This window comes from Providencia xihuensis, assembly GCF_041953405.1.
Classification (GTDB): Bacteria; Pseudomonadota; Gammaproteobacteria; order Enterobacterales; family Enterobacteriaceae; genus Providencia; species Providencia vermicola.
This window is the reverse complement of record NZ_CP169565.1, coordinates 350,356-373,389: the sequence shown is the minus strand read 5'-3', so window position 1 is coordinate 373,389 and position 23,034 is coordinate 350,356. Positions and strand designations below refer to the sequence as shown.

General features: G+C 41.2%; 21 protein-coding genes. 10 read left to right on the top strand and 11 right to left on the bottom strand.

The annotated features are described in order from the left end of the window. Positions 1 to 50: 50 nt before the first annotated feature. The 4 genes from slyD to kefG all read right to left on the bottom strand — a co-directional run bounded on the left by slyD (position 51) and on the right by kefG (position 3,319). On the bottom strand, positions 51 to 656 hold the full coding sequence (gene slyD, locus ACE2AL_RS01640) for a peptidylprolyl isomerase (protein ID WP_206084807.1): 606 nt from the start codon (positions 654 to 656) through the stop codon (positions 51 to 53). An 87-nt stretch (positions 657 to 743) separates the two neighbouring features. After that, positions 744 to 947 carry a YheV family putative zinc ribbon protein gene (locus tag ACE2AL_RS01635; RefSeq protein ID WP_206084808.1) on the bottom strand — a complete coding sequence of 68 codons (204 nt, stop codon included), beginning with the start codon at positions 945 to 947 and terminating at the stop codon, positions 744 to 746. Positions 948 to 956: 9 nt separating this feature from the next. Next, positions 957 to 2,765, bottom strand: a complete 1,809-nt coding sequence (kefB, locus tag ACE2AL_RS01630) for a glutathione-regulated potassium-efflux system protein KefB (RefSeq protein ID WP_206084809.1) — start codon at positions 2,763 to 2,765, stop codon at positions 957 to 959. Further along, entirely contained in the window at positions 2,765 to 3,319 is a 555-nt protein-coding gene (gene kefG, locus ACE2AL_RS01625) for a glutathione-regulated potassium-efflux system ancillary protein KefG (RefSeq protein ID WP_375083895.1), read from the bottom strand. Before kefG ends, kefB begins: the two co-directional genes overlap by 1 nt. A 222-nt stretch (positions 3,320 to 3,541) precedes the next feature. On the opposite strand from kefG, the gene ACE2AL_RS01620 reads away from it, so the two are divergent. Further along, positions 3,542 to 5,476, top strand: a complete 1,935-nt coding sequence (locus tag ACE2AL_RS01620; protein ID WP_206084811.1) for an ABC transporter ATP-binding protein — start codon at positions 3,542 to 3,544, stop codon at positions 5,474 to 5,476. A gap of 82 nt (positions 5,477 to 5,558) precedes the next feature. Here the strand turns inward: ACE2AL_RS01620 and adiA are convergent, their stop codons facing one another. After that, positions 5,559 to 7,826 (bottom strand): arginine decarboxylase, encoded by a 2,268-nt coding sequence (gene adiA / locus ACE2AL_RS01615; protein WP_206084812.1) that lies wholly within the window; start codon positions 7,824 to 7,826, stop codon positions 5,559 to 5,561. Between the two features lie 104 nt (positions 7,827 to 7,930). Beyond that, positions 7,931 to 8,791, bottom strand: coding sequence for a MurR/RpiR family transcriptional regulator (locus ACE2AL_RS01610; RefSeq protein WP_206084813.1), 861 nt, complete (start codon positions 8,789 to 8,791; stop codon positions 7,931 to 7,933). 249 nt (positions 8,792 to 9,040) lie between these two features. Between ACE2AL_RS01610 and murQ the strand changes: the two genes are divergently transcribed. Together murQ and murP are read left to right on the top strand one after the other, a co-directional pair. Beyond that, positions 9,041 to 9,952, top strand: coding sequence for an N-acetylmuramic acid 6-phosphate etherase (gene murQ / locus ACE2AL_RS01605; RefSeq protein WP_206084814.1), 912 nt, complete (start codon positions 9,041 to 9,043; stop codon positions 9,950 to 9,952). A 27-nt stretch (positions 9,953 to 9,979) separates the two neighbouring features. Next, entirely contained in the window at positions 9,980 to 11,449 is a 1,470-nt protein-coding gene (murP, locus tag ACE2AL_RS01600; RefSeq protein WP_206084815.1) for a PTS N-acetylmuramic acid transporter subunit IIBC, read from the top strand. A 144-nt stretch (positions 11,450 to 11,593) separates the two neighbouring features. On the opposite strand, the gene ACE2AL_RS01595 is transcribed toward murP, so the two are convergent. Then, on the bottom strand, positions 11,594 to 12,199 hold the full coding sequence (locus ACE2AL_RS01595; RefSeq protein ID WP_272538943.1) for a LysE family translocator: 606 nt from the start codon (positions 12,197 to 12,199) through the stop codon (positions 11,594 to 11,596). A 101-nt stretch (positions 12,200 to 12,300) separates the two neighbouring features. Here ACE2AL_RS01595 and ACE2AL_RS01590 point away from each other — a divergent pair, with 101 nt between their 5' ends. The 3 genes from ACE2AL_RS01590 to ACE2AL_RS01580 are packed head-to-tail and all read left to right on the top strand — an operon-like array spanning position 12,301 to position 14,415. After that, complete coding sequence (locus ACE2AL_RS01590; protein ID WP_225820171.1) at positions 12,301 to 13,284, top strand: hydrolase; 984 nt, start codon at positions 12,301 to 12,303, stop codon at positions 13,282 to 13,284. Then, the gene (locus tag ACE2AL_RS01585; protein ID WP_206084818.1) at positions 13,281 to 13,490 is read left to right on the top strand and encodes a YheU family protein; all 210 of its coding nucleotides are present in this window, start codon (positions 13,281 to 13,283) and stop codon (positions 13,488 to 13,490) included. Before ACE2AL_RS01590 ends, ACE2AL_RS01585 begins: the two co-directional genes overlap by 4 nt. A gap of 58 nt (positions 13,491 to 13,548) precedes the next feature. Continuing rightward, the gene (locus ACE2AL_RS01580) at positions 13,549 to 14,415 is read left to right on the top strand and encodes a phosphoribulokinase (protein WP_206084819.1); all 867 of its coding nucleotides are present in this window, start codon (positions 13,549 to 13,551) and stop codon (positions 14,413 to 14,415) included. A 105-nt stretch (positions 14,416 to 14,520) separates the two neighbouring features. Here ACE2AL_RS01580 and ACE2AL_RS01575 read toward each other — a convergent pair whose 3' ends face one another. Continuing rightward, positions 14,521 to 14,922, bottom strand: a complete 402-nt coding sequence (locus ACE2AL_RS01575) for an OsmC family protein (protein ID WP_206084820.1) — start codon at positions 14,920 to 14,922, stop codon at positions 14,521 to 14,523. A gap of 356 nt (positions 14,923 to 15,278) precedes the next feature. Between ACE2AL_RS01575 and crp the strand changes: the two genes are divergently transcribed. The 3 genes from crp to ACE2AL_RS01560 all read left to right on the top strand — a co-directional run bounded on the left by crp (position 15,279) and on the right by ACE2AL_RS01560 (position 18,515). Continuing rightward, positions 15,279 to 15,911 (top strand): cAMP-activated global transcriptional regulator CRP, encoded by a 633-nt coding sequence (gene crp, locus ACE2AL_RS01570; RefSeq protein WP_004262556.1) that lies wholly within the window; start codon positions 15,279 to 15,281, stop codon positions 15,909 to 15,911. A gap of 187 nt (positions 15,912 to 16,098) precedes the next feature. Further along, the gene (locus ACE2AL_RS01565) at positions 16,099 to 17,064 is read left to right on the top strand and encodes a hypothetical protein (RefSeq protein WP_375083891.1); all 966 of its coding nucleotides are present in this window, start codon (positions 16,099 to 16,101) and stop codon (positions 17,062 to 17,064) included. An 89-nt stretch (positions 17,065 to 17,153) separates the two neighbouring features. Next, complete coding sequence (locus ACE2AL_RS01560; protein ID WP_375083890.1) at positions 17,154 to 18,515, top strand: hypothetical protein; 1,362 nt, start codon at positions 17,154 to 17,156, stop codon at positions 18,513 to 18,515. A 60-nt stretch (positions 18,516 to 18,575) separates the two neighbouring features. Here the strand turns inward: ACE2AL_RS01560 and ACE2AL_RS01555 are convergent, their stop codons facing one another. The 3 genes from ACE2AL_RS01555 to ppiA all read right to left on the bottom strand — a co-directional run bounded on the left by ACE2AL_RS01555 (position 18,576) and on the right by ppiA (position 21,688). Next, positions 18,576 to 19,790, bottom strand: coding sequence for an aspartate aminotransferase family protein (locus ACE2AL_RS01555; protein ID WP_375083889.1), 1,215 nt, complete (start codon positions 19,788 to 19,790; stop codon positions 18,576 to 18,578). 129 nt (positions 19,791 to 19,919) lie between these two features. Then, positions 19,920 to 20,495 (bottom strand): aminodeoxychorismate synthase component II, encoded by a 576-nt coding sequence (locus ACE2AL_RS01550; RefSeq protein WP_004265957.1) that lies wholly within the window; start codon positions 20,493 to 20,495, stop codon positions 19,920 to 19,922. Between the two features lie 620 nt (positions 20,496 to 21,115). Beyond that, positions 21,116 to 21,688 carry a peptidylprolyl isomerase A gene (gene ppiA / locus ACE2AL_RS01545; protein ID WP_206084824.1) on the bottom strand — a complete coding sequence of 191 codons (573 nt, stop codon included), beginning with the start codon at positions 21,686 to 21,688 and terminating at the stop codon, positions 21,116 to 21,118. Between the two features lie 312 nt (positions 21,689 to 22,000). Here ppiA and yihA point away from each other — a divergent pair, with 312 nt between their 5' ends. Then, the gene (gene yihA, locus ACE2AL_RS01540) at positions 22,001 to 22,612 is read left to right on the top strand and encodes a ribosome biogenesis GTP-binding protein YihA/YsxC (protein WP_206084825.1); all 612 of its coding nucleotides are present in this window, start codon (positions 22,001 to 22,003) and stop codon (positions 22,610 to 22,612) included. Positions 22,613 to 23,034 lie beyond the last annotated feature (422 nt).

Genomic DNA, 23,034 nt, shown 5'->3' with positions numbered 1-23,034 from the left:
GAAGCTTTCGCTTCCTTTTTTTATTCTAAAACAAACACTAATACAGCGTATTAGTGGCAACCGCAGCCACCTTGTTTGTGACCATGGCCGTGGCCTTCGCCACCACCACAACAACCGCCTTCTGAACCGTGGCTATGACCGCCACCGCCACAGCAACCACCTTCGTGGTCGTGGTCATGGTCGTGACCATCTGCGCCATGAACGTGACCATGTGCGATTTCTTCTTCTGTTGCTTCACGGATGCCCATGACTTCAACATTAAATTTCAGGTTTTGACCTGCTAACATGTGGTTACCGTCAACGATAACTTCGTCGCCTTCAATCCCTGTGATTTCGACAGGAACTGGGCCCATGTCAGTGTCAGCTAAGAAACGCATGCCAACTTCCAGCTCATCAACACCCATAAAGACATCTTTAGGAACGCGTTGAACTAAGTTGTCATCGTATTGACCGTATGCATCGTCAGAAGCCACTTCAACATCGAAGTTTTCACCAACAGAACGGCCTTCTAACGCTTTTTCTAGACCAGAAATTAAAGAACCACGGCCGTGCAAATAGTCCAGTGGCGCGCTTGCCGGGGACTCATCAACTAAAACACCGTCTTCTGTTCTTACTTGATAAGCCAAGCTGACCACCAAGTCTTTTGCTACTTTCATGACATCTCCTACTACCCGTAAGGGGAAAATTTTTTGCCAATTGTACCGAAAAACAATGATGATGTATTGAGAATTGACAAATTTCTCTTATTCAGGTGTAAAAATACCAATCACCTGCTCTTTTTGCCTTACGTGCTCGGTGGCAACCTCCCCCGCTTGGCGTTGTTGGTCGCCACAGTTGACGCACTCCACCACATCAATTTTATCTTCACGCCACATCATCAACGTATCTTGTGATTGGCATTTCGGGCAGGTCGCGCCTGCAATAAAACGCTTACGTGTTGAAGCCATTTCTTACCCTTATTGTTCATTGTTCCAGCTATGTGGCTGCCGGTGTTCTCTTTGCATCTCTTTTTCAAATAGCTCATTGAGCTCACGACGCGCTTCTTTTACACGTGAAATTTGCCCGCTATCGCTATTTTCACTTTCGGGATAGACGTCCCGCAACATGCGCATATCTAAGCGACGGAAATGCTGTTTTGCCCGGTAGGCTTTGTGTGGATGCATACCGGTACTAATTAATGCCTTGCTACCGAGCTCCAAAGCACTAGAAAATGTTTCACGGCTAAAGTCGGTCACGCCACTGTGCAATAATTCATGTGCCTCCAGACGGCCTTTTGCTCGAGCAATAATATGCAAGTTAGGAAAGTTTTCTTGGCAAATTCGCACAATTTCCATCACTTCCTCAGGCACATCACTGGTGATCACAATGGCTTTGGCTTTATCAGCCCCCGCTGAACGCAGTAATTGCAGCTCTCGCGCATCACCGTAATACACGGTATAACCGTAGCGACGCATTGTGCCAATCGCAGTCACATCTTGTTCAAGTACCGTGATTTTGACTTTATTGGCCATTAATAAACGCCCAACCACTTGTCCCATACGGCCAAAGCCCACCAAAATAACATGTGGGTCGTTATCTTCCACAAATGGCTTTTCACTGGATGCAGGTTGCTGATTATATCGGTAGTTCAAATAAGCATCTATCAGCTGCATCACAAGTGGCGTTGTCATCATCGAAAGTGTGACCACCACCAGCAAAAGATCCATTTGGCGTTCATCAATGACACTTGCCCCAAAAGCCGTCGCATAAATAACGAAGGCAAATTCACCGCCTTGGCTTAAGACACCAGAAAATTGGGCTCGAGCGCCATTACGCAGCCGTGCAGCAAAACCAAGCAAATACAGCACCAACGCTTTTACTGCCACTAAGACCACCACGGCGATCAATACCTGAGGTAAATAAGTCCACAATACTTGTAAGTTAAGCGACATCCCTACAGAGATAAAAAACAGCCCCAGCAATAAGCCTTTAAATGGCTCAATGTTGATTTCCAATTCATGGCGGAATTCTGTTTCCGCTAACATGACTCCTGCCATAAAGGTACCTAACGCCATCGAAAAACCGAGGCTTTCCATAATCAACGCAGAACCTAATACCACTAAGAGTGCAGCGGCGGTAAAAATTTCATGCACACCCGATTTTGCAGCTAGCCTAAACATCGGACGTAATAAGTAGCGACCAACCACCCATAACCCAAAAAAAGCAACAACTTTTAAGCCAATTTTTTGCCAGTCGCTGGTTGCCGTATCCCCTGCCAATAAGGGGATCAATGCCATAATCGGGATCACCGCCATATCTTGGAATAGCAAAACAGAAAAACCAAGCTGACCGCTCTCTTTATTGGACATGCCCTTTTCGTTCATCAGTTGCAGTGCCATCGCTGTTGATGACATTGCCATCCCCAGCCCACCCACAATGGCGGCTTGCCATGAAAATTTGGCAAGAAACAGCAGTGATGCCATGATTGCTGCGGTGACCACAACTTGAACGGTGCCCACACCAAAAATCGAACGCCTCAGCTCCCATAACTTAGAGGGTTTTAACTCTAAGCCAATTAAGAACATTAAAAACACGACGCCCATTTCAGAGAAATGCAAAATATCATCAACATTATGGATAAAGCCAAGTACAAATGGCCCAATCATAATCCCTGCCAATAGATACCCAAGTACCGCGCCCAAACGAATTTTCTGGGCAATGGGTACCATGATGACACCTGCGCAGAGGAAAATGATAACAGATTCAAATAGCCCCATATCTGACATTAGGAAAGCCCTCCCGCACTCAGCGGTTGTTGTATCCATTGACGGTAGTCATCAATAAGCTGTTGAAAATGGGCTTTAGGCTGTCGACGTGCCGCATAAATAATAGTCGGCTCCAGCCATTGCATATCACACATTAATGCGGTCAATTCAAATGGACGAAGTATTTCTGTCAAAGGGTAACGGTTGTACCCATCGTGTTGGTAGGCATGGATAGGTTCCCCTGTTGTAATCACCGAGCGCCAATATTTGCCTTTTAATTTTTGATACCCCATATCGGTGGCGAAACGGCGAGTTAATACGCGGTCAAACCACTCTTTCAACAATGCGGGGCAACTATAAGTATAGAGCGGGTGCTGAAAAACAATCACATCATACAAGCACAACAGCTTTTGCTCCGCGGTCACATCAATAAAATAGTCGGGGTATGTCGCGTATAAATCATGTACCGTGACATGTTCAAAATCACGCACCGCATCAAGCAGTGCCTTGTTGGCGATAGATTCATCAGAGTCTGGATGGGCATAGACCACCAGCACTTTTGGTATATTTGACATCTTTCCCTCCTCAAAGGCGTGTCAGACGGAACATTTTCCGTTACCATGCAGCCTGCTATACTCGTCTTACTTCACGTTGCAGTGTTGTTGACTACGCGCATTCGCACTAGTCACCTACTTAAGTAGGCTCCTCGCGACTCATTTGCTTGTCGCCTAACTGCACTATGAATTATTTAGAGTATATACGTTGATAATTTAACATATTTTTAATAGACGGTTGCTATGATTGTTTTCTCTTCACTCCAAATTCGTCGAGGCGTTCGTGTTCTTTTGGACAATGCCACGGCAACGATTAACCCTGGCCAAAAAGTTGGTTTAGTGGGTAAAAATGGCTGCGGTAAATCGACGCTGCTTGCGCTATTGAAAGGCGAATTACAAGCTGAAGCAGGCTCTGCAACGTTTCCAAGCAACTGGTCTATGGCATGGGTCAACCAAGAAACCCCTGCATTAGATGTGCCCGCTCTCGAATATGTCATTGACGGTGACCGTGAGTTTCGCGCCCTTGAACAAAAACTTGCCCAAGCTAATGAAAAAAATGATGGTAATGCCATTGCTGTCGTCCATGGGCAATTAGATGCTATCGATGCGTGGACAATCCGTTCGCGTGCATCAAGTTTGCTTCATGGTTTAGGTTTCAGCCAAGCGCAATTAGACTCTCCCGTAAAATCATTTTCGGGTGGATGGCGGATGCGTTTGAACCTGGCGCAAGCGCTACTTTGCCGCTCTGATTTGTTGCTACTTGATGAACCAACTAACCACCTTGATTTAGATGCGGTGATTTGGCTGGAAAAATGGCTGAAAAGCTACCAAGGCACGTTAATCTTGATTTCCCATGATAGGGATTTCCTCGACCCAATTATTGATAAAGTGTTGCATATTGAACAAGAAACTATGTTCGAATACACGGGCAACTACTCTTCATTTGAACGCCAGCGCGCAACAAAACTGGCCCAACAACAAGCGCTGTATGAAAGTCAACAGGCTAAGGCCGCACACCTACAAAGCTATATCGACCGCTTTAGAGTGCAAGCAACCAAAGCAAAGCAAGCACAAAGCCGTATTAAGATGTTGGAAAGAATGGAAATGGTGGCACCTGCACACGTGGATAACCCATTCCATTTTTCATTCCGTAAACCTGAAAGTTTGCCAAATCCATTATTAAAGATGGAAAAAGTCAGCGCGGGCTACGGTGAAAAAATCGTTTTGCAATCAATTAAGCTGAACTTAGTGCCAGGTTCACGCATTGGGTTACTGGGGCGTAATGGCGCGGGTAAATCCACGTTAATTAAGATGCTAGCAGGTGATTTACCGCCATTACAGGGTGAAATTTCCCTCGCTAAAGGCATCAAACTAGGTTATTTCGCCCAGCACCAGTTGGAATACCTGCACCCTGAAGAATCTCCATTACAACACCTTGCACGCCTTGCCCCAGAGCAAACGGAGCAACAGCTGCGCGACTATTTAGGTGGCTTTGGTTTTAAAGGCGACCAAGTGACAGACCCTAGCGGCCGTTTCTCTGGTGGAGAGAAAGCACGTTTGGTGCTAGCACTCATCGTCTGGCAACGCCCAAATCTGTTGTTACTCGATGAGCCAACCAACCACTTGGATTTGGACATGCGCCAAGCCCTCACCGAAGCCTTGATGGCATTCGAAGGCGCATTAGTCGTGGTTTCCCATGATAGGCACTTGCTAAGAACCACCACTGATGAGCTGTATTTAGTTCACGGCGGTGCAGTAGAACAATTTGATGGTGATTTAGAAGATTACCAACAATGGCTTGCCGAGCAAAACAAGCTCGAATTGCAGCAAGTGCGTGACCAGCAAGAGAAAGACAAACCCGCCGCTGCGGCAACAGTCACCGCACAAGATAGGAAAGATCAAAAACGTCGTGAAGCGGAGTTCCGCCAGCTAACTCAACCAATCCGTAAAAAAATCACGGAGTTGGAAAAGCAGATGGAGAAATACTCTAGGTCACTGGGCGAGTTAGAATCGAAGCTTTCTGACGCAGCAATTTATGAGCAAGATAAAAAAGCAGAGCTGACTGAATGTTTGAAAAAACAAACGGAGCAAAAATCCGCCCTTGAAGCGGTTGAAATGGAATGGATGGAGCTACAAGAAAAACTGGAAGTGATGACCAGTGAGTTTGAGGCCAACTAGTTATTCTGCCATTAATTAACACGCAAAAAGGCGCCTGACTTATTAAAATCAAGCGCCTTTTTCGTTTTCTAGCTTGATGTCATTAGTGTTTCACACACATCACATAATACTGCCCATCGATAATTTCGGTTCCTTCGGTTTCATGTTCAAAGCCAGGGAACTCACTATCCCACGCCTGCAGGCTGTGTAAGTAACCGATATGTGGGCTGTTTTTATCCCCAAAACTTTCCCCTGATAGCAACATCGGGATACCTGGTGGATACGGAATAATCGAATTGGCAGCGATACGCCCGGCGAGTTTATCGAGCGGAACTGCTTCCACACGGTTAGCGACAATTTCTTGGTACGCATCTCGTGGGCTCATCACCACTTCAGGCAATTGTTCATACGCTTGATTCAGCTGCCCAGCAGGGTTATTTTTCTGTAGATAGATAAACATTTTATCGCCTAAGTCACGTAACCCCATGTGACCATATATTTCAGGGGCACTTTCCACCACTTCAGGTAACACCTTTTTCAAACTGGTGTTATTGTCATAGTGGCGTTTAAAGGAGAGTAGCGCATTAACTAAAGTCCCCCACTTCCCTTTAGTGATCCCCATGGAAAACAAGAACATAATCTGGAAATCCGTTGTCCGTGTTGGCACAATCCCATAATGGTTCAACCATGCAGTCACCAGTGCTGCGGGTACGCCAGTGTCTTGCAGTTTGCCATCGTCCCCCATTCCTGGTGATAAAATACTGACTTTAATAGGGTCAAGCATCGCCCAGTTTTCAGGGATATCTTTAAAACCGTGCCATTTATCCTCAGGGTTCATTACCCAGCAGCTCTGCTCTTTCATCAGCAACTCAACAGGGGCATCTTCAAAAGCATAGCGTTTCCCTGTCGCAGGGTCCTTCACCATTTCCTGATTCCATGGCTTAAAGAACCATTCGTCATCATTGAGAAACTCTTTATACAAATAACCCAATGATTGGCGGAAATCGATAGATTCACGAATAACTTCGTCGGTGAGTGAACGCCCGCTATTACCATCCATCATATCCGCCGCGATATCGTTTGAGGCACAAATGGCATACAGCGGCGAGGTGGTGGCGTGCATATGATAAGCCTGATTAAAGCGATTGAAATCAATCGAGTTACGACCATTTCGGATGTGAATGAATGATGCTTGGGATAACGCATTCAACAACTTATGTGTGGAGTGAGTGGCAAAAATCGTCGGCTCATCGCCATTTCTCGGCTCATCTCGCATAGCAAAGTGGTTATGATAAATCGGATTAAAACGTGCATACCCATACCATGCTTCATCGAAATGAATTCTATCCAATGATTTATCCAGTAAATCTTGAACTTTGCGTGCATGGTAGCAGACACCATCGTAGGTACAGTTAGTGACAACACTATAGGTAGGGCGTTTACCGATTTTGTCCAATGTTAATGGATTCTTAGCGATCTTTTCAGCAATGGCTTCGGGTGTCATCTCTTTCGGATAAATTGGACCGATAATACCATAGCGGTTACGGCTAGGTGTCATATACACAGGTTTAGCCCCTGTCAGGATCAACCCCTGCTCAATCGATTTATGACAATTTCGGTCGATGACGACGACATCATCATCAGTCATGCAAGCTTGCATAATCGTTCGATTGGAACCCGATGTCCCGACAACCACCGAATAAGATTGGTCAGCACCAAAGATACGCGCGGCATTTTTTTCACATTCACCAAATGCCCCTGTATGGTCTAGCAATGAGCCCACTGCAACTCGCTCGATCCCAATATCTGTGCGAAATAAATTCTCACCAAAAAAATCGTGATAAATACGCCCCGCAGGTGTTTTGGTAAAACCAACCCCACCTTGGTGCCCTGGGGCCGCCCACGAATATTCATGTATGTCACTGTATTTAATTAAGCTTTTCATTAATGGCGGCAACAATTGTGCACGATAGCGAATAATCGCCGCAAGTACACGCCCTGCAATAAAGTCGGCTGAATCTTCTAAAATCCAAGCAAATTCATCGACTTGCTCCATCATTTTTCGGTCAAAAGCGGTTAGCGCTTCTTCACGATCGCTCAGTAAAAAAACAGGGACATCTTCTTGTCGACGATGAAGCTGAGTAATTAATTGATGAGCTTGGGTTTGTTCTTGCTTATCTGACATATCGCGGCCGTATAGCAAGCAATCGATGCTCGTATTTGAACGGATGTAAGCCATCCCATCTTCAAAATCCCGAATAATCACGGTTTCAACATGTTCATCGTTCAATTCGCTTGCCAGTCTTGCTACTGCGTGGCTAATAACGGAATCTTCGTCAGTTAACTCAGTATAAACAATGAGTGCTCTCATCAATAATTCCCCTTTGAATATTTCAAATTTAAATACTTATAACTTTAGTCTTAACGCAAATAGGTATGTATTGCAAAGTTATCGATGAGTTATAAGACTAAAGGCTATTCATCTAAATTATTAATTGCCATTCTCGCATTCATAACTAAAGACTTGGCTTTAGCCTCACGTTTTTGTAGCAATGCCATAAAAATGAGGTCGGTTATAGTGTTTTGAGCTGTTCGAGATGAAATAGACGAACTACGCCACTCATCTTCTTCCGCAATACTTTCAATAACGTAATCAGAGAGTTGCGCCAGTGGTGAATGTCGGTCACGCGTTATCGCGATAACCGATGCTCCTTGCTTACGAGCGATATTCGCTGCACTCAGCATGTCTTTTCGCTTGCCCGTAAACGAGATAACAATCTGTACATCATTGGAATTTAACGTTAATGCCGCTGCAATTTGCACATGATGATCAAATTCGACCAAGGTAGTAATCCCAATTTTTTGCAGCTTATAACTTAAATCCTTTGCCGTGAGCCCTGAGCCGCCAATGCCGACTATCTGCACCCGCTGAGATTTATCGATTAACGCAACGACCTTTTCAAACTGCTTGAAATCAATATGCTTTGTTGTCTCTGTTATCGAATGGTTTTTCTCCATCGCAAGCTTTTGCGCCACCACCATCAAATTATCATTCGGTGCAATTCGATTATGCAATGCAGTATGAGCCGTCCCTTCATTAAGTTTCTGGCGCCCAATAATTTCACTTAGCGCCAATTTCAGCGCAGGGTACCCCTTAACGCCCACTTTTTGGCTAAACTTCACAATAGCGGACTGGCTGACATTTAGCTTCTCAGCCAGTTGAGATGAAGACAAACTCAATATATTTTCTGGATTTTCCAGGATAAATTGCGCAATTTTCCGCTGATTTTCTGCTAATCGCGGTAGTGAATACGTGATGACATCCAATAATGTCATAGTGAGCCCCCAAAAGGTGTAAATTTCAAGCCATCAAAAAAATAATAATAAATTATTCCAATAAAACTTAATCGATACGTTAAAAATAATCGAATAAATTCAATGAAAAGTGACTCTTTAATTTGAAATAAATGACAAAATATTCCTTTATATTCGCAAGTTAGAATAGATAACACCGTGATTTCAATCACACCAAAGGAATAAATAATTCCATAATATTGGCACAATATCTGATTTAGGAGCTATTTCATGACTATCGACTTAAGCAAAATGGTAACGGAAAGCCGCAATTCCGCAAGTACACATATCGACCAACTTCCTACCTTGCAAATGCTGCAAGTGATTAACAACGAAGACAAACAAGTCCCTTTAGCTGTCGAAAAAGTCTTGCCTGAAATTGCACAGTTAGTTGATAAAGTCGCAGACGCATTTCTAAACGGTGGTCGATTAGTTTACTCGGGCGCTGGTACCTCTGGGCGTTTAGGCATACTTGATGCCAGTGAGTGCCCACCAACTTATGGAACTCCTCATGAGCAAGTCATCGGCCTCATTGCAGGCGGTCACCAAGCCATTTTTCGTGCCGTCGAAAACGCAGAAGATAAACCTGAGTTAGGTGAACAAGACCTGAAAAATATCCAATTTAATGAAAAAGATGTACTCGTTGGTATCGCAGCAAGTGGACGTACTCCGTATGTGTTAGGCGCTTTAGCTTATGCAGGCTCTGTCGGCGCCACGACAGCAGCCATTAGCTGTAACCCAAATAGCCCCATCGCCAATGCAGCAGATATCGCAATTACCCCTATTGTTGGTCCAGAAGTGGTCACAGGTTCTTCACGAATGAAAGCGGGAACGGCCCAAAAATTAGTGCTGAATATGATCACCACGGGCGCGATGATCCGTATCGGTAAGGTATTTGGCAACTTGATGGTGGATGTTGAAGCCACGAATGCCAAGTTAATTGAAAGACAAACTAAAATTGTTATGGAGGCAACGGACTGTGACCGAACCACAGCTGAAAACGCACTTCAACAATGTGACAGGCACTGTAAGACGGCAATTTTGATGGTGTTATCAGGCTTGAATGCCGATGAGGCTCGTCAGCTGCTCACCAACAATAACGGTTTTATTCGTACAGCACTCAATATGGCATCTTCCGCCTAATATGCGGATTTTAATGAGAAAAATAGTATGGCTAAAATAACAATAGAAATGATGCAGCAGATCCTGCAACAAGTAGGGGGTCGTCGCAATATAAAACTAGCGGGTAACTGCATGACTCGCTTACGACTGACACTCAACAGTGACCAACTCGTCGATAAAGCCGCACTGAAACAAATCCCAGGCGTGCTTGGTGTTATCGAAAGTGACGAGCAGCTACAAATTGTCCTAGGCCCAGGTAAAGCCCAAACCGCCGCGGACTTAATGAACAAAATGCTAGAGGATGAAGAAGATGAGCACGATGAATCACCTCATCAAACTCAAGATCTGAACGAAATTGCCTCTGCCAATAAGCAGCAGTTGAAAAAGAAACAAACTAGCGCGGTACACCGCTTTCTATCAAAGTTTGCCACCATCTTTACTCCCCTAATTCCAGGGTTTATTGGTGCAGGTCTGTTGATGGGGATCGCATCATTACTTGGGTTATTAGTCACCAATGAAAACGTGTTCCCACCAGACTCCCAACAGCTGGCTTGGTTAAAAAGTGCCATTGCTTACCTAGCCATATTTGGTAAAGGTTTATTTACCTTTATGGGGTTATTAATTGGCTACAACGCCCAAAAAGCCTTTGGTGGAAGTGGCGTTAATGGCGCAATTATTGCCGCCTTATTTATTTTAGGTTACGACCCAGAAGCAACAAAAGGCTTCTATTCGGGGATGTCTAACTTCTTTGGTTGGCACATCGACCCCCGCGGCAACATTATTGGGATTTTAATTGCTTGTATCTTTGGTGCATGGGTTGAAAAACAAGTCCGCAAAATTATTCCATCCAGCCTTGATATTATTCTGACCTCAACTATTACTCTGTTAATTGTCGGTGCAGCAACCTTTATCTTTATCATGCCGATTGGTGTTTGGCTGTTCGATGGAATGTCTTGGTTATTTATGCACTTAAACGGTAACCCGATTGGTACCGCGGTCTTAGCTGGGTTGTTCTTAATTGCGGTCATGTTTGGGGTTCACCAAGGGTTTATCCCTGTTTATGTTGCCTTAGTGGATGCACAAGGGTTTAACTCGCTATTCCCAATACTGGCGATGGCGGGTGCAGGCCAAGTCGGTGCGGCGCTTGCCTTATACGTGAAAGCCAAAAAAGGCTCTGTAACCCGCGGACAAATTGGTGGGGCGCTATTCCCTGGGTTCTTAGGGATTGGCGAGCCGTTGATTTACGGTGTCACACTCCCTCGCGTCAAACCGTTTGTGACAGCATGTTTAGGTGGCGCAGCAGGAGGGTTCTTTATCGGTGCGGTAGCATGGATGGGTTTGCCCGTAGGTTTAAATACTGTGTTTGGCCCATCTGGATTAATCGCGATCCCCTTAATGACCTCAGGGCAAGGCGTACTCGCAGGGATGGCAGTGTATGCGGGCGGCATACTGGTTTCGTATGTCTGCGGTTTCCTCTTTACTTACCTATTTGGCAGTAAAGGCGTCGATTTAAGTTAATCACTCCCTAAGCAAAAGCTGCATGTAGGTGCGATGCGAGGGAAAACTTAGCCTAACCATCGAATTACTAACGGATCACGACCGTACTTTTCATATATAGAGATGCCAAGAAGCTAAATATGATTAGCTTCTTGGCTATAGGCATTACTCTAACCAAATCAATGGTACGCACAGTGCGGTCAGCAATCCCATTGTCCAGTTAAAGATAAACCATGCACGCCGGCTACGAAGAAACAGGCTAATTAACGAGCCAAACCCCATCCAAATAAGCCCTGCCGCCAAATTCACAACCACAAAAGCGATACTCATCATAATAATTGACTGAGTGAATAACTCACCAGGTAGACTAAACCCACCAACGGCACCTAAACCCATCATCCATGCTTTTGGGTTTAAAAATTGCAATAAACCGCCTTGATACCAAGTGACGCTTTTTGCCACTTCGCTATTTGCTTTAAGTGGTGCATAATTTGCCGTGGCGGTTTTCCATGCAAGCCACAATAAGTAAATACTGCCCGCAATTTTTAACACGATATGGATCGCAGGATATAGCAGTAAAAGCGCAGCAATCCCAAATGCAGAGAGGTAAAGTATGAGCTGCATACCTAGCATGATCCCAAGGCATAATGTGATAGTACGACGAAAACCATAGTTTGCTGCACTTGAGGTCAACAACATGTTGTTAGGGCCAGGTGTGACTGCGGCAATGAATAGAAATGTAAAAAGTGAAAAAATCAGCCCCAGTGTCATTTATACTTTAATCCTCAAACTCAAATTTGTTTACTTGCATCACAAAAAAATAACAGTATGTTATGTGACTCACAAGAGTCCCCATTAAATAAAATAAGGCTATGTCAGAAAACTTTCGTCCGATAAGTTGGGCTAAGAATCCACACCTCCAAACTTTGTTGCCAAGAATTTTTCGCAGGACACCGAAAATTAAACCTCTTTGGCAGAGACTTGAATTGCCTGATGGCGATTTTATCGATCTTGCTTGGAGCGAAAAACCTGAGCTCGCTGCACATAAGCCGCGTTTAGTTATTTTTCATGGGTTAGAAGGCAATTTTAAAAGCCCTTATGCCCACGGCATGCTAGAAAGCGCACAAAACCAAGGTTGGTTAGGTGTCATCATGCATTTTCGGGGTTGCAGCGGCGAACCGAATCGCCAGCAGCGTATCTATCATTCAGGTGAAACCAGTGATGCACGTTATTTTTTGCGTTGGCTAAAGCACACCTTTGGTGATGTGCCAACAGCAGCGGTGGGTTATTCCCTTGGTGGCAATATGTTAGCGTGTTATTTAGCCGAAAGTGGTCAAAATGCAGATGTGGATGCAGGTGTCGTGGTCTCTGCACCGCTCATGTTGGAAGCCTGTTCATTGCGGATGGAAAAAGGGATTTCCCAATTTTATCAACGCTATTTACTCAATGGCTTAAAACGCAATGCGACTCGCAAACTCGTTCGCTATCCAGGTTCATTACCATTAAATCTGTTACAGCTAAAGCAACTTAAACGGATCCGTGAATTTGATGATGTGATCACCGCTCGTATTCATGGCTTTGATGATGCGACGGATTACTATCAAAAATGTAGCGCGCTCCCTAAGCTTGCCTATATCACCAAACCAACGTTAATTATTCATGCCAAAGATGATCCGTTTATGGCGCCAGAAGTAGTTCCTGATCTATCACATTTACCTAAAAATGTGGAGTACCAGATGACGGAACACGGTGGTCATGTGGGCTTTGTGAGTGGCACATTAAGAAAGCCCAAAATGTGGCTAGAAACCCGCATTCCACAATGGCTAATCCCTTATCTAAATAAGGAAAAAAAATGATTATTCCTTGGCAAGAACTTACGCCTGAAACACTGGAAAATCTAATTGAAAGCTATGTGTTACGCGAAGGCACTGACTATGGTGCCCAAGAAAAAAGCCTGCAAGATAAAGTGAACGATGTGAAACGGCAGTTAGTTTCTGGCGAAATTGTGCTAGTCTGGTCAGAATTGCATGAATCCGTTAATTTCATGCCTAAAGCCCGCTAACCCGCTTCGTTCGCTGTTTCTGAAATAGTGGCCATAAGCGCAACACAGGGAGTCCGCTATGTCCAAAAAACACCCGATTATTGCCATCACTGGTTCAAGCGGTGCTGGCACAACGTCAACTAGCCAAGCCTTTCGTAAAATATTCCACCAATTAAATATCCAATCAGCCACACTAGAGGGGGACAGCTTCCACCGTTACACGCGCCCTGAAATGGATATGGCGATTCGCAAAGCCAGAGAGCAAGGCCGCCATATTAGTTATTTTGGTCCAGAAGCCAATGACTTTGCGCTACTTGAGCAAACACTGGTGGATTACGCCAAAACGGGCTGTGGGAAATCGCGTAAATACCTACATACCTATGATGAAGCAGTACCTTATGGCTTACAACCAGGTACGTTCACTCCTTGGGAATCGTTACCTGAAAAAACGGATGTGCTGTTTTATGAAGGCTTACACGGTGGGATTGTGACACCTGAGCACAATGTCGCGCAACATGTTGATTTACTGGTAGGTGTTGTGCCTATTGTGAACTTAGAGTGGATACAAAAACTCATCCGTGACACCACTGAACGTGGGCACTCTAGAGAAGCAGTCATGGATTCGGTGGTGCGTTCAATGGGGGATTATATTAACTACATCACACCACAATTTTCCCGTACCCATATTAACTTCCAACGCGTACCTACTGTAGATACCTCAAACCCATTTTCAGCGAAAGCTATTCCTTCACAAGATGAAAGTTTTATTGTTATTCGCTTTCGTGGACTTGAACAGATTGATTTTCCCTATCTACTGTCAATGATATCTGGCTCGTTTATCTCCGCGATGAATACGATTGTCGTGCCAGGGGGGAAATTAGGCTTAGCAATGGAATTAATTATGATGCCAATAGTCGAAAAGCTAATTACTCAGAAACATGACTAAATTGTTTTTTTGATTATTAAATAAGATGCTTACCATTAATTAGAATAAGCATCTTATTTTTAAAATATATCAATAACTATTAAATTTATTTTTAATTTTTAATTTTTAATTTTTAATTTCAAAGCTATGTGTCACTTCGACGGTCTTTTCTAACATCAACGCGACTGAACAATATTTTTCAGCAGAAAGCTGAACTGCACGTTCAACCGCTTTATCCGTTAATTCATTCCCTGTTACAATAAAATGCAAATGGATTTTAACGAAATAACGAGGCGCTTCTTCACGGCGCTGAGAGGTTAATTTCACTTCACAGTCGGTAATATCATTACGGCCTTTTTGTAAGATGGATACCACATCAATTGCACTGCAACCACCTGCAGCCATTAACACCATTTCCATTGGGCTTGGTGCTTTATCGCCTGCATTGCCGTCCATCATCACTTGGTGGCCTGACGCTGACTCACCTAAAAAAGAGAGCCCCTCCACCCATTTAACTCTTGCTTCCATTTTATTCCCCTTGAAATGAAATCGATTTAAAGGCTACATTGTTCCATAGATATAAAGAATGTTATATCAGCTTTATTCTGCTGAAGCGATACAGGGAAGACTTTCTGTATCGGATATGCTACAAACAATACTTAGTTGATAGGATTAAGATCAAAACTCAACGTTTTATTTGATTATATTATAGTGTTGATATCAATTTGTTTACCCTAACCATGAAAAGCGATTGATGCAATGTTGCTCTTCCTGTTATTTAGGGTATATAAGACAAATTAATATGCTAAGCTAGTGACTTTAAAGCCAGCCTTTCTGGTACGCTTTTTCCGGATGGCTGCAATAACATACAGAGGATAACGCTAATGGTTCTCGGCAAGCCACAAACAGACCCTACTCTTGAATGGTTTTTGTCACACTGCCATATTCATAAGTATCCATCCAAGAGCACACTGATCCATCAGGGTGAGAAAGCAGAAACCCTTTACTACATAGTTAAAGGTTCAGTGGCTGTTTTAATCAAAGATGAAGAAGGCAAAGAAATGATCCTCTCCTACCTGAATCAGGGGGATTTCATTGGTGAGCTTGGATTATTTGAAGAAGGGCAAGAACGTACTGCGTGGGTTAGAGCAAAAATCGCCTGCGAAGTTGCTGAAATTTCTTACAAAAAATTCCGTCAATTGATTCAGGTTAATCCTGATATCTTAATGCGCCTTTCCGCGCAAATGGCAAGCCGCCTGCAAACAACGTCAGAAAAAGTGGGCAACCTCGCCTTCTTAGACGTAACAGGCCGTATTGCACAAACGCTACTGAATTTAGCCAAACAACCTGATGCCATGACACATCCAGATGGGATGCAAATCAAAATCACCCGTCAGGAGATTGGCCAAATCGTTGGTTGTTCCCGTGAAACTGTCGGCCGTATTTTGAAAATGCTGGAAGATCAAAACTTAATCTCCGCGCATGGTAAAACCATTGTTGTTTACGGTACTCGATAACTAACCTTTCGCCTCACTCCCTTGGTGGGGCGCACACTTTGGAATAGCTTTATATTATTGGTATAAAGCTATTCACCCAAAATACAATTTTTATATATCATTTCTTAATGAGTGTCGTTTCTTTATATTTTCTCTATTTAGCTACCTATAAAATAATAATTATAATATTAAATAGGGAGTTATGTTCATGAAAGTTACACTGAGCAAGTTATCAGGTCATTCCGAAATTTTTAAAAATATTAGTAATTCCGATGATTTCATAAAAAAAATTTTCACCGTGACTACCACATCGAGAAAAGAACCATTTTCCGCTCATCGACAATTCAAACCATCACATACTTGTAGCCTAGAAAGTATTGATTCTGCTTATGAAAGTGATTCAGAAAATGTAAATGATACTAAATTATTAAGCGCTGACGAGTTTAAATATAAAGTTAATCAATTGAAAGGTAATTTATATAAATTTTACGCATCTACTTTTTATAATGAGCAAGATGCCGATTCGCTAATAAAAGAAAATCAGACTGTATTTGACGAATTTAACAATGCTGATAAAGAAATATATGGATATGCCAATTTTTTGTACCGATACGTTAAAATCCCAGGGATTAACATCAAAAATTCAGAAATAAAAGATGAAATCATAAGAAACTATCATCAGCCAAAGCAACTAGAAAATAAAAACGGCACTAAAATCCCTTTAATAATTAGAATAAACAAAAAAAATATCAATAATATTGACTTATCTTTAGAAGCAAGTAAGAAAAAAACAACGAATTTTTCTCAGAAAAAAATTATATATGTACACGATAAAGTTACTGACAACAGCCAATATAACTCTAAAGCCATCCCTTTACCTAAAAGCACTTTTGAGTTTAAGGGAAATATACTACAAACAAAAACCTCAGTATTAAGAACACAATATATCAAACAACATTACAAACTATCTAACAAACCTACGCCATTAGACTATAAAAAACAAAAAAATAGGAATATCAATTCAATTAAAACCTCTGACTTAATAAAAATAAGCAATAGTATTAAAAAAGAACAAAGACTAACAATGGAAATGGATGCACTTAAAGATAATATCATTAAAATACAAAATCAAATTAATATTAATGATAATTTATTGAAAGAACTGAAAAAATAAACCATTCAGTAAAACACCTTCTGCATTTATTTAACACCATCATTACATTAATAATTAATTACTTCTTAGCATTAATATAGGATATGACTATGAAAACTAACACCCTAAACAATACCATAACTAGCTCGCCATACAGAAAAATTTCATCAACTGGAGCAATGAGAGAATCCCCCAGTATTATACAAAAAATTAAAAATATGAAAGTAAATAATCCTTTCTCATTTTTTCGTTTTAACCCAAAAAATACGGAATCAACATTTCATATTAACTTAACCGTAGTTAGTTCAAAGGAAAGTAATTTAAATTTATTTAATAAATTAAACTCAAACAAAAAAACAATATTTTCCCTCGAAAATAAGCTAATAGAAAAATCATTTAATATCCCACAATTCATTAAGGATTTAAAAAATAAAATAGAAAACTCCATTGATAATTTATTAGATAAGAATAAATTTTTTAGCGAAAATACAGCTACAGATGAAATCATAGAAACACAAAATGAAACAATAGGCTATCTTAAACATTACCTAGATTTATTAGACGAAAATGAAAAATTGACAAATAAACACGAAGAGCTAAAAAATGAAATTGATGATCTGAAATCATCTATAAGATATGAATCAAAAACAAGAGGAATTTCACATTTAAAAAAAGAAAGTAAATACTTAGCATCATTAGAAAAAGAAATATCAATAGAAAATGATATAGAAGAAAAAAATGAAAAACTTGAAGAGTTAATTAAAATACAAAGCTCAGTAAGGACTTTATTGAGCAATGAGTTAAAAGATATAAAAAATAAAGTTCACAATATTACACTGGATAAAAATGCTCTAGGAAAAAATATTTTAGCCCTAAAAAAAACAATAATTAGTGAATCTTTAATTACTTATGATGAAGATAATACGCCTATATACCATAATGAATCTCACAACTTTGACTTTGACGATTTTTTTGAAAAGAAACCAGAAGTAGAGAACAAAAAAAATAATGAAAATATTGATAATTTAATATTTGAAAATGAGTCATTATATAATTTAATAGAAGAGTTAGGTAATGATAACCTTGATTATAGAGGTTTAGTCCAAGACTTAAGAATTAATAATAATAATAAAAATCATACAATTAGAGCGCTACAGGAGAAGCTTGCCAATAGAGCACCATCGATGTTCTCAATTAGTCTCACCTCGTTATCTTCTGGCTACCATTCTGATAATGAAGGTAATAACCTTACACCAGACACTAAGGTTAATGAGGAAAAAATAGCTCAAAAAGAAGAGACACTAAAAAATAAATATCCTTTAGCCAATAATAAAGGAATAAAAAAATACTCACATACACATAAAGTTCAATGCCTAGCTGCTGGAATACCAATTAATAGTTCAAAAGAGCAATTACAAGCACGGTTAGAGGCCCAAGCTAAGATGAAAAAAATACTATTGCCAGCTCAATAATCGTTATAAAAATAATATTTTCAATAAGTTGCAGAAATCATTCTGCAACTTATTTATCAGTTATTTCAGCAACTTCCCAATCGCCTTCTCTAATTTCTCCATACCACTGTTAATTTCTTCTTCCGAAATAATCAGCGAAGGCGTAAAGCGCAGTACGTTAGTGCCAGCGTTTAACATCATTAGCCCTTCTACTGCACTGGCTTGTAAGATATCTTTCGAACGGTTGAGTAACCTGCCGTCTAGCTCAGCACCGATTAATAACCCCATTCCTCTGATTTCAGAAAAAATGTTATATTTATCATTCAGCTTATTTAAATGTGCAACAAATAGCTCGCGACGTTTTTCAACACCACTTAGCACTTCTTCAGTATTAATAATATCAAACGCCGCATTGCCTACAGCACAAGCTAATGGATTACCACCATATGTGGTGCCATGTGACCCCACTTCCATCGTTTTAGCGATTTCTTCTGTAGTGATCATGGCGCTGATAGGGAAACCACCACCCAGTGCTTTTGCCGTGGTTAAAATATCAGGCGTCACATTGTAATGCATATAAGAAAATAGCTTACCAGTACGCCCCATTCCACTTTGTACTTCATCGAAAATTAATAAGGCGTTATTTTCATCACACAGCTTACGAACACCTTGCAGGAATTCTTTTGTTGCAGCAGTGACGCCGCCCTCACCTTGAACGGGCTCTAAAACAACCGCACAAGTGTTCTCATCGATCACCGCTTTAACTGCATCAAGGTCGTTAAAAGGTACATGGATAATGTCCGCAGGCTTTGGCCCAAAACCGTCTGCGTATTTAGCTTGCCCACCAACCGAAACGGTAAATAGTGTGCGGCCATGGAACCCCTGCTTGAATGCAATGATTTTGGTTTTATAAGGACTGTATTTTGTGATGGCATAACGACGCGCTAGCTTAAAAGCCGCTTCATTGGCTTCTGAACCTGAGTTCACAAAAAATGCGCGATCGGCAAATGTCGCTTGAGTGATCTTTTGCGCGAGTTTAAGTGCTTGTTCATTGGTAAAGATATTACTGACATGCCAGAGTTTTTCACTTTGCTCGCGGACTGCTGCGACTAAACTTGGATGGCAATGCCCTAACGCTAAAACGGCAATTCCGCCTGCAAAATCAATGTATTCTTTGCCCTGCTGATCCCAAACTCGGCTTCCTTCGCCTTTTACTGGAATAAACTCAGCGGGCGAAAATATAGGCAACATGACTTGGTCAAAAGTCTGCCGATTTACTGATTGTTGTTCTGTCATACCCCTCACCTGCTCTAACTGGATGCTTAAGTGAAAATATAAGCATCAAATATGAATAAAAAATCACAAAAGAGCAATAGGCAAGGGGGAAATATGCATAATTAATTTATTATTAGTAATATTGCCAGACTAATACTTTAAAAAGTTGTTCAATAACTCATGGCCTTGTTCACTCAAAATGCTTTCAGGGTGAAACTGAACGCCTTCGATTGGTAAGGTTTTGTGCCGTATTCCCATGATTTCATCTACATCACCGTTATTCAGTGACCATGCTGATACATCAAAAGAAACAGGAAGTGTCTCTGCTGCAATAACGAGAGAATGATAACGAGTGACCGTCAACGGGCGGTTCAAACCTTTAAACACACCTTGATGGTTATGATGAATTGCGGATGTTTTTCCGTGCATCACTTCACGGGCTTTGACGACTGATGCGCCAAAAGCTTGCCCTATGGCTTGGTGGCCAAGGCAAATCCCCAAAATAGGCAATTTCCCCGCAAAATACTTTATCGCCTCAAGGGAGATCCCAGCTTCATCTGGTGTACATGGCCCAGGTGAAATCACCAGATGCGTAGGCGAAAGCTGTTCAATTTCTTCGATGGTAATTTCGTCATTACGTTTTACAACAACCTCAGCACCTAACTCACAAAAGTACTGGTAAAGGTTGTAAGTAAATGAATCGTAATTATCAATAAGTAGAAGCATAGTAGCCTATCCGACTGATTTTTATCATTATATATTATATCCCATGCATATTTTTCGGATATTGACAATCAGAACGATGATTAAAACACCACGAAAAATAACAAAGGGCGGCTATCATAGCACAGCCTAAGCAAGAAAATAGCCTATTTAAGTCAAGGAATGCTTTTTATCCATAAAAATTTCCATATAAAAATCATGGAATTATATTTACACCCACATAACAATTTCATAATGAGATTAAGAATTACTTTAAATACAAGGGAGTAAAAGTATTGACTAAAACGATGAAATTCAGACAAACTTTTCGTGGATTTAATAGACAAAAATTAAATTAGAGCCAAAATTAGCACTAAAAATAGAGCTAAAAGCATATTTAAAAAAAATCCTGCAGCGGTGATGAAAGAACCGGCTTTCACTACAGCATAATTGCTATAAAATTAAGCTCAAGAATGATGCGTATCGTCTTGCTTATACAGTGAAAAGTGATAATTCCAGTGATATTAATGCCACCGTAACCGTTATTGCGGTAGATAGGCGTGATGAAATGTATAGCGAACTTAAAAAACGGCTTTTTGAGTAGTAAAAGTGGGTAAACTCATCCGCTTACCCACTAAACAGCATTAAGGCTTTTTAATCACTTCAGCTGAAATGATTGTAATTGGTTCTACGGGAACATTTTGGTATGGGCCGACATTCTCCGTTTTCACTTTAGAGATTTTATCTGCAACATCCATGCCTTTAACCACTTTACCAAACACGGCGTAACCAAAGTCACGTTGACCGTGGTCTAAAAATGCATTATCTGCAACATTAATAAAGAACTGGCTTGTTGCGCTGTCTTTATTTGCTGTACGGGCCATTGAAATGGTACCACGTAAGTTACGCAAGCCATTATCCGCTTCATTTTTGATAGGTGCGCGAGTTTGTTTTTGCTGTAAATCTTTATCGAAACCGCCACCTTGGATCATAAAACCAGGAATAACACGGTGGAAGGTTGTTCCGTTGTAATAACCTTCATTAACATATTGAACAAAGTTTTCTGTCGTCACTGGTGCTTTCTTACTGTTCAATTCTAGTTCAATATTACCCGCAGACGTGACTAACTTGATGTAAGTCTCACCCGCCGATAATGCAAAAGAGGAGGCGCTCATTGCGCAGACGGCCAAAAGTGGCACAAAAATTCGTTTTAACATGTAAGATCCCTTTCGTTATGACATATTACAACTGCAATTAGGCAATTCTAGAGCGAAGCCATCAAGATTGCTAAAGATTTACCTATATTTACTCCAAAAGCTTGAAAATCACTAATTGCGTTAGATTGTAGACCAATTTCGATAAAAAACGTCGAGAATTGTGATTATTTATCCATTGCCTACTTTTTCTACTCTTATCTAGTCATTCATTATAGGATTACCCAAGCGCGGGTAATATTTCGAGTTGTCGGAAGAGGCCAAGCAAAGCTATAATCCCCCCGCCTTTTGAGGCTAACTCAGGGAGAACGACAAATGGCAATTAAGAATCATAACTATCAGATGGCAAAATTTGTCATCAGTGCACCCGATATTCGTCATCTACCCAAAGATACGGGTATTGAAGTGGCTTTTGCTGGCCGCTCAAATGCAGGTAAATCCAGTGCGTTAAACGCATTAACACAGCAAAAAAGCTTAGCACGTACCAGTAAAACACCTGGAAGAACTCAGCTCATCAACCTATTTGAAGTTGAAGAAGGTGTACGTCTTGTTGATCTTCCAGGCTATGGTTATGCCGAAGTTCCCGAAGAAATGAAACGCAAATGGCAACAAGCACTTGGCGAATATCTGCAAAAAAGAGAGTGCATTAAAGGCCTCGTCGTTTTAATGGATATCCGTCATCCGCTAAAAGATCTCGATATGCAGATGATTGAATGGTCTGTCGCGATGAATGTGCCAGTCTTAGTCTTGCTGACAAAAGCCGATAAGCTGGCATCAGGCGCAAGAAAGAAACAGCTTACAGAAGTGCGTGAAGCGCTGGCACCATTAGAAGGGGATATTGAGGTTGAATATTTCTCTGCACTGAAAAAGATTGGTGTTGATAAACTGCGAATTAAGCTAGATAGCTGGTATAACACGCCAGCGTAACCGACCAAACAAGTGAGTCACTGATGGCTCACTAACCTGCCTCAAATCTAATTGCCTGAATTTTAGATAAAAAAATGCTCCAGTCAAAAACTTTGACTGGAGCAGCTAATATTCAGCTAAATCCGATTACGTGAAGTAAAAGGTCTGAAAGATAGAACATCTTACCTCTGTACCCTACGCCTATTAATGTACTTTATTTTTCGCTCGAAAAAAAGTCTTTTTGTAGTTTTTTTTCAAAGCTTACTACGATTCAGCTACCCATATATTCAAATCAAGATAAAAAATCGTATTTTTATTACATATTTATGAGAGCTACATCGCATAAATATGTCATTTATTTTTAATTTTTCAAGTTAAAATTCAGTGAATTATCGAGTAATTATGTTCAATTTGCAGTCAATAATACCAAACGCATAACTACC